Annotated in this window: 4 protein-coding genes and 1 pseudogene; 2 read left to right on the top strand and 3 right to left on the bottom strand. The window is 57.3% G+C overall.

Annotated elements, in window-relative coordinates:
• Positions 1-301 precede the first annotated feature (301 nt).
• The 3 genes and pseudogenes from BM190_RS39260 to BM190_RS39250 form a co-directional block, all read right to left on the bottom strand.
• The gene (locus BM190_RS39260) at positions 302-496 is read right to left on the bottom strand and encodes a 4Fe-4S binding protein (RefSeq protein WP_035730311.1); all 195 of its coding nucleotides are present in this window, start codon (positions 494-496) and stop codon (positions 302-304) included.
• A 760-nt stretch (positions 497-1256) separates the two neighbouring features.
• Positions 1257-2369 carry an alanine dehydrogenase gene (gene ald, locus BM190_RS39255; protein WP_092263396.1) on the bottom strand — a complete coding sequence of 371 codons (1113 nt, stop codon included), beginning with the start codon at positions 2367-2369 and terminating at the stop codon, positions 1257-1259.
• Between the two features lie 369 nt (positions 2370-2738).
• A pseudogene (locus BM190_RS39250) lies at positions 2739-3024 on the bottom strand (AIR synthase-related protein); the annotation flags it as partial.
• Positions 3025-3976: 952 nt separating this feature from the next.
• Here BM190_RS39250 and dctA point away from each other — a divergent pair.
• Both dctA and BM190_RS39240 read left to right on the top strand, forming a co-directional pair.
• The gene (gene dctA, locus BM190_RS39245) at positions 3977-5287 is read left to right on the top strand and encodes a C4-dicarboxylate transporter DctA (RefSeq protein WP_092263393.1); all 1311 of its coding nucleotides are present in this window, start codon (positions 3977-3979) and stop codon (positions 5285-5287) included.
• Between the two features lie 1086 nt (positions 5288-6373).
• Positions 6374-7477, top strand: a 1104-nt coding sequence (locus tag BM190_RS39240; RefSeq protein ID WP_143109209.1) for a PAS domain S-box protein, incomplete at its 3' end; no start/stop codon positions are given.

The raw sequence follows: 7477 nt of genomic DNA, 5'->3' as shown, positions 1-7477 counted from the left end.
AGCCCCTTGGGGGCCTTCTCGGAGTCGATCAGGGTCTCAAACCCATAACGATACTGGTCGACGTCGATGCGCTTCACGCGCTCGACCGTCTCTTGCACGGCTACCATTGCCCGCTCCAGTGGCACAACGACAACTCCCGCCGGCAAGGATTCTGCTGCAATCTATCTAAGCGGATCGCGCAAGTCGCCGGCAACCTGGGGCTAGCAATTGAGAGAAACAGAAGACGGACCCAATAGACGGCGGCTATCAACAGCGTTTTCATGTTGTTTTGCGCAGGAGCTCCTCTCACCGGCCACTCCACCTATGCCGGCACGCAGGTATCTGGCACCGGGCAAACGACGGCGCATTGCGGCGCGTCAAAGTGCCCCTCACATTGGGTACACTGGGTCGGATTGATCACATATATGTCGTTCTTCAGGCTGATCGCGGCATTGGGACATTCGAACTCACATGCACCGCAGACGGTGCACTGGGATGCGATTATCTTGTAGGCCATCAATGCGATTCCATAGAGCGAAAGTTGCGGGACAGTTTCTTGCTTTCAAGTCTTGTGCCAGACAGTTTAGCTTGATTTTGCCTGAGCTATTTTGTGCAGCGCAAGTCGCCGCCTCGACACGGTGTCGCAAATCCTACAACGCGCACGACAGTAGCTTGAGGTCGATGGCGTGGTTCGAGCATGGTCGTTCTCACGGCCATCAGAGATCAGGTGAACCGCGTTCGCCAGCCTCAGGGTACGATCTGCGACTCTTGCTAGGCCGCCGTGCCGCGGCGATGATGGATGCGCCGCGAGACTTCAAAAGTCCTCCGCCGGTGTATCAGGTCGACCCCGAGCCGCGTCTCGAGGTATCCACTCACCGGGACAGCGGCGGCTTCGGCGACAGCACCGCGATAAATAACCCGCGCATTCATCAGCGGCCCGGTTTGCGTCTCCACAGCCACTCAAAAGAAGTCGCGGCGATCGCGCCAGATAAAGTCGCTCCGGTGATCGCGGGTCCGCAGCGGGTCCGCGGGACGCATTCTCAATTGTCTTGAATGTTTCCTGGCAAAACCGGCATTTATATGCGCTGTATGGAGCGAAAGCACATTGTCCCGCATCGTGCGGGCGACTGAAGCCAAGCGTTCGTCTGGTGATCCAACGCTTCGTCCTGCGTTCGAAGTAAATGCCGGCGGCGGTCAGCAGATCGATGGAGCCAAAAAAAAGCCACCCCGAAGGGTGGCCTAAGTCAGGGAGGAAACGCCCATGAGGGCCTCTGGGATCAGGCCGCAGCCTGTTCGATCGGTGAGAAGGGCAGCCCGAGGCTTTCGGCCACCGCTTCGTAAGTTAGCCGGCCCCGATGGACGTTGAGGCCTGCGCGCAAATGCGGATTTTCTAGCACGGCGGAAAAGCCCTTGTTGGCCAGAGCCAAACCAAACGGCAGCGTCGCGTTATTCAGGGCCTGGCTCGAGGTCAGCGGCACGGCCCCGGGCATATTGGCCACGCAATAATGAATGATGCCCTCCACTTCGTAAGTAGGATTAGCGTGAGTGGTTGGGTGCGATGTCTCAAAGCAGCCGCCCTGATCGATAGCGACGTCCACGAGCACCGCCCCCTTGCGCATCGAGCTCAGCATGGTCCGGCGGACCAGCTTCGGCGCGCTCGCACCTGGAACGAGCACCGCACCAATCACCACATCCGCCGCAAATACCTCTTCCTCCACGGATTCGGTAGTCGAAAACCTAGTGCGAACGCGTCCTTCGAATAGCTCGTCCAACTCGCGGAGTCGGGGTATCGAACGGTCGATGATGGTTACCTCTGCGCCTAGACCAACCGCCATGCGTGCCGCGTGCGTACCGACGACGCCACCTCCGATCACCACAATTCGGGCAGGCTGAACACCGGGTACCCCACCGATCAACAGCCCTCGTCCACCTGCACTCCGCTTCAGGGCGCTTCCCGCCGCTTCCATCGCAAGCCTACCCGCGACCTCGCTCATCGGCGCGAGGAGCGGAAGGCCACCATGCGCATCAGTTACGGTCTCATAGGCGATCGCAGTGCATCCAGATTTCAGGAGGCCCTTGGCCTGATCCAGGTCGGGGGCCAGATGCAGATAAGTGAACAGGATCTGATTTTCCCGCAGCTGACACCATTCGGACGGCTGAGGTTCCTTAACCTTCACGATCATCTCGCTCGATGCGAATACCTCAGCTGCGGAAGTTAGAATTGTTCCGCCAACATTGCGATAATCGTCGTCGGCTGCACCAATGCCAACGCCGGCATTGGTCTCGATCATCACGCGGTGGCCTGCCGCCACGTATTCGCGGACAGCTCCCGGGGTAAGGCCCACGCGATACTCGTGCGCCTTGATTTCCTTGGGGACTCCGACCTTCATTTGAAAACTCCCTGCCTGGAGCGCCTTTCTAATCGGAAGCGAGCTGCGATATTGCGACGCTGCCGTCAAAATGGCGCAGAAATTCAACGATATTTGACAAGGCTCGCAGGATTCCAAACCCATGGCCCACCGGATGGTGGTGACACCCTCGAAACTGCGCGATGGCGAAGCGTCATTTCGAAGCTCCCTCTCGGCTCGTGGAAAAGCTAACAACCCAAGTTCAGCAAGCCTAAAGAGCGAAGTCGCAGTCTGCCGGTTGGGCAGAGTGCCGTAGTAGGGATCGTTTCAAGAGCTAATGGGTGATGGGCAATGGCCCATGACCATTGATTATAAACTTGATTTCCCAAATCTAGATGATGCGCAGCGTGGTCAACAGATCCGAGGCAATTGTTCGCCCCACAACCAATCGACGATTCGTCGACCACCGAACCCGGTCGTCAGCTGCACAAATTTCCGATTGTCAACCACCGCTTCGCCAGTATCAGCTGCGTCGGACCGAGCGGGTGCGCCTTCATGGCTGCTAGCACGGCATCGGCCAACTCAGGCGCGACGATGGCAACGAGCTTGCCTTCGTTGGCGACATGGATCGGATCGAGTCCAAGGAGTTCGCAGATAGATCGACCGCTGGCTTCACCGGAATAGATGCTTCCTGCAGAGACGAGATTGATCTTGCGACCGTTGATGGCGCCCTCTTCGAGCCGCAACAATTCGGCCGGCGTGCCAGGACGTCTTGCCAACAGGCACGCGCGCAAAGCGCCAGCCGTCCGCGTGCGAACTGTGGCGCGCTCTATGTTCAACGTGAGAACTTTGCATAGACGTCGATTTCACTGTGGCGTGAACCTAACGCGATGTCAGATTTCTGGCATCTTTGTTGCCGAGCAAACAGGGACAGCCGCGCAACGAAACGGCAGAATTTGACGCCGCCAGAGATGCTTGATTGGTCTCTGGCGGGCACACGCTGCACCGGCAACATCGTAACGCTGCTTCTGCGCACGGCAAAAGACGCGAGAGGCCGAGAGCGAAGGCCGCCTCTCGACCGACCTGCTTAATGCGTATCGTTAGCAAAGGCCTGGAGGCAAATGGCTCCGTGCACGATCGAGCTTTGCCGCTAGCGACAACGCAGTGCATCGATTCAAGATTATTGCCGTCAAATCGATCCCCTAAACCAGGCTTCCATCGCGTAGATGAGTACAATCCAAACTATCGATTTTACCAACGTCACCTGTTGTTGCATCCCTCTCAGCAGTCGGCGCATAAGGATCACGCTTGGATTCCATCCCGAGACGGGACTCCGCTAATGCCACCATCCGGTCGAGTTACGCGTCACGCCGCCACTTTTTGTTCGACATTGCGAACTCGGGCTAAGCAACCGATGCTTCCCGGAGACAGACAGTTGTACAAGACGGCTCAATCGGGCGCCCTTTGGGCATCTGGTGCATATCTTGCTTAACGAAAAAGGATAACGCAACTGAACGCCTGCCTTTGGAACGACGGCTCTCGGAACCGTCCTTCAACCGGACACGGCTAAAATCATGAGTCTCGTATGACGTCGTCGTCTCTCAGCGACGCGGCGGCTCACATTCGAGTATATTCGGGAAGGAAGCGTCATGACCACCATGGCAACTGCGGCGCCCGCGCGCGCGTCGCAAGCTTGGTATAAGATTCTCTACGTGCAGGTGCTGATCGCGATCTTGATTGGCGCCGTCGTTGGTTGCCTGTGGCCGTCTGTCGCGACCAATGACTGGGTCAAGGCGCTCGGTGACGGGTTTATCAAGCTCATCAAGATGGTGATCGCGCCGATTATTTTCTGTACCGTCACATCTGGTATTGCGCACATTCAGGATGCGAAGAAAGTCGGGCGCGTCGGCGTCAAGGCGCTGATCTATTTCGAGATCGTCTCCAGCTTTGCCTTGCTGCTGGGCCTTCTTATGGGCAATCTGGTCCAAATCGGCCATGGCCTTGCGGTCAAGCCGGATGCTGCCGCGGTCGCCAGTTACGTCAAGCAGGCGGAAGCCTCAAAGACCATCGATTTTTTTCTCAACATCATTCCCGATACCGTGGTGGGCGCCTTCGCTCGTGGCGATGTTCTGCAGGTTCTCCTATTCGCGATCCTATTCGGCTTTTCGCTGATGGCGTTAGGAAGCCGTGGGGAGCGGCTGCGAGGCATGATTGACGACGTCGCGCACGCGGTGTTCGGCGTAATCGCTATCATCATGAAAGCTGCCCCGATCGGCGCCTTCGGCGCCATGGCCTTCACCATCGGCAAGTTCGGGCCGGCAGCGCTAGGCAATTTGATCGGTCTCATCGCGCTATTTTACGCAACGGCGGCCTTATTTGTTGTGGTGGTGCTCGGTTTGATCGCGCGCCTCGTCGGCTTTTCAATCTTCAAGTTCGTTGTTTATATCAAGGACGAGATCTTGATCGTGCTCGGCACTTCGTCCTCTGAAAGCGCGCTGCCGCAATTAATGGAGAAGCTCGAGCGGCTGGGCTGCTCCAAGCCCGTGGTCGGGCTGGTGGTGCCAACTGGCTACTCCTTCAACCTCGACGGCACCAATATCTATATGACACTTGCGACATTGTTCATTGCCCAGGCACTCGGGGTCGACCTCACCTTTGGCCAGCAGCTCACGATCCTCCTCGTGGCAATGCTAACATCCAAGGGAGCAAGCGGTGTCACCGGCGCCGGCTTTATCACGCTCGCTGCGACGTTGTCGGTGGTCAACCCAGCGCTGGTGCCGGGCATGGCAATCGTGTTTTCGATCGACAAGTTCATGAGCGAGGTGCGCGCCCTTACTAACATTACCGGCAATGGCATCGCCGCCGTGTTCGTTTCCTGGTGGGAAGGCGAGCTCGAGCATGCGACGCTGCAGGCTCGGCTCAACCAGCCCACTGTTTCCACCACTACTGACACACAATGAGATAGGCCAGTATGTTAACCCCGCCGCTTGAAGACGCATCGAATGCAAGCGCAGCCACAATTCTCATAGTTCGAATCGACACAGCCGACTTGACAGGAGCCGGAACTTTCTCGCGCGATCTGCAGTGGGCGACCCTTGCCCCGCGCGCCGCCGGTCAGCCACCCTCAAGAAGATGCTGCCTAGCAAAAGAGTAGGAGTTTTGTAACGGTCATTTTCAAGCGCGTCTTTCGCCGCCTCGCTCATCGCGATCTGAACGCTTCTGCAATATTTTGGCGGGCCAAATAACAGGACTGCGACAGAACGTGTTTAGCTTGGCTTTCCTAGGTGGTGATCCCCACAATTGCCCATGTGCGCGGTCCCTGCGTTTGCCCCGTCCTGACCAACGACGTCGTACCGACCTTGCTGACGCAACTCGTCATCCTTTGTCACGGTCCGCGCTGCTGCATCAGATCGTGATAGGTGTGATCAGCGCGGATTAGATGGCATCTTGACGGATCCGTGGCGGCTCACACACGGTTAGTGTCGGTTTGGCGTCGCTGCGCGCGCTCGATTCGGCTAACCACTCGCAGACAAGTCCTCCGCACCCAGGCGTGACGGCGTTAGGGCATACAAAGCAGTCGCCAAACTTCGCCTCGTATCTCGGCACATGATTATTGCGCTTCTTCCGCATGATCGATCGCAATGCGAGATGAGTGGTCCAGCAGCTTGTCTTTGTTCTTTTCGGTTCGTCGAGGCGCGCCTGGTTGTTCCGGCTCAACGTCTTGACTGAACTGTAGCCGCTATCCTCGTGGCCGGCGTATGGGAGTTGTCCTCGGCTTCAGCCTCGATCGCCTGGCCGCTGTTATCGGCAGAGCAGGAAACAGACATCAAAGCTTCGATTGCAGGCGTGTCAGCGCGCCATATTGAAAGGTTTAGGACAACTATACGTATGTCTGTGATGCATTTTTTCCCCGGGCGTGCTCAGTTCGGCACCACGCAATCGATCTCGGAAGCGCTCGCCCAGCGGGCGCTGGTGCCGAGTATTGCCCTATTTTTGCCTAAAATGTTGTAGCTCTCCCGCCGGAGAATAGGCCGGACGGTATCAAAATGCGTAGCCATATCAGCGGTTTAGAACGTTCAGCCCATCAGTTTACCTTGGGCAGCATAACGCTGGCCCTGGTGACACTGGCTTCCTTTTACCTTCACGCGCATTTCGCCGCGACGGCTTTCGCATATTTGTTAGTGGTATTGCTGTTTTCCCTGATCGGCAGCTTCGTCGCGTCGTCCGCGCTTTGCATCGTAGCCATCGCTGCTCTCGCTTACTACTTTGCGCCGCCGGCATTCAGCCTGCGAATCGATGACCCCCAAGACCTGCCGGTGGTTGTTGCATTCTTTATTGCCTCGATTGTCGGAGCGCACCTGATCGCAAAGCTCCGACAGGAAAGAGAGGCTGCGCGTGTGGTTGCGGCCAAGCTTCAGCGGAGCGCGGCCGATTTGGAGGATCGCGAAAATCGGTGGCGCGCCATCTTCGAGCACAATCCGGCCATGTACTTCATGGTCAATGAAGCTGGCACTGTGCTCAACGTGAATACATTGGGCGCGACACAACTTGGCTATGCTCGTGCTGAACTGATCGGTCAATCCGTGCTGGACGTGTTTCTTGAGGAGGATCGCGCGTTCGTTTGCGAATGCGTTCGGACATGCCTTGAGGATGTCGGACAAACGCGCACGTGGGACGTCCAAAAAGTCAAGAAGAACGGCTCGGTGTTGTGGGTACGTGAAAGCGCCAAAGCCATGCTCTGGGCCGATGAGCAGCCCATTGTCCTTATCGCCTGCGAAGATATCACGGAGCGGAGGCGGACCGAACTTGCCCTGCAGCGGAGCGAAGCACATCTGGTCCAGGCGCAGGAGTTGAGTCACACAGGCAGCTTCAGCTGGAACGTCACTACCGGCGACGCCTTCTGGTCAAAGGAAACATTTCGAATTTTCCAATTGGACCCTCAAACAGTGCTACCGGGGCCGCAGCTGATCGTTGAGCGCACGCATCCAGATGATAGGTCTTCGGTTAGAGAAATTATCGATCGCGCGATGCGAGACCCGAGCGATTTCGAGCATGAATACCGGCTTCTGCTACCGGACGGCTCGGTAAAGCACATCCATGCGCAGGCACGAGCGACGAGGACAGCCTCTGGTCACATCGAGTTTGTTGGG

The organism is Bradyrhizobium sp. Rc3b, assembly GCF_900114915.1.
In the GTDB taxonomy this organism is placed as follows: Bacteria; Pseudomonadota; Alphaproteobacteria; order Rhizobiales; family Xanthobacteraceae; genus Bradyrhizobium.
Note: the sequence above shows the minus strand (reverse complement) of the source record. Positions and strands in the feature narration are given on the sequence as shown.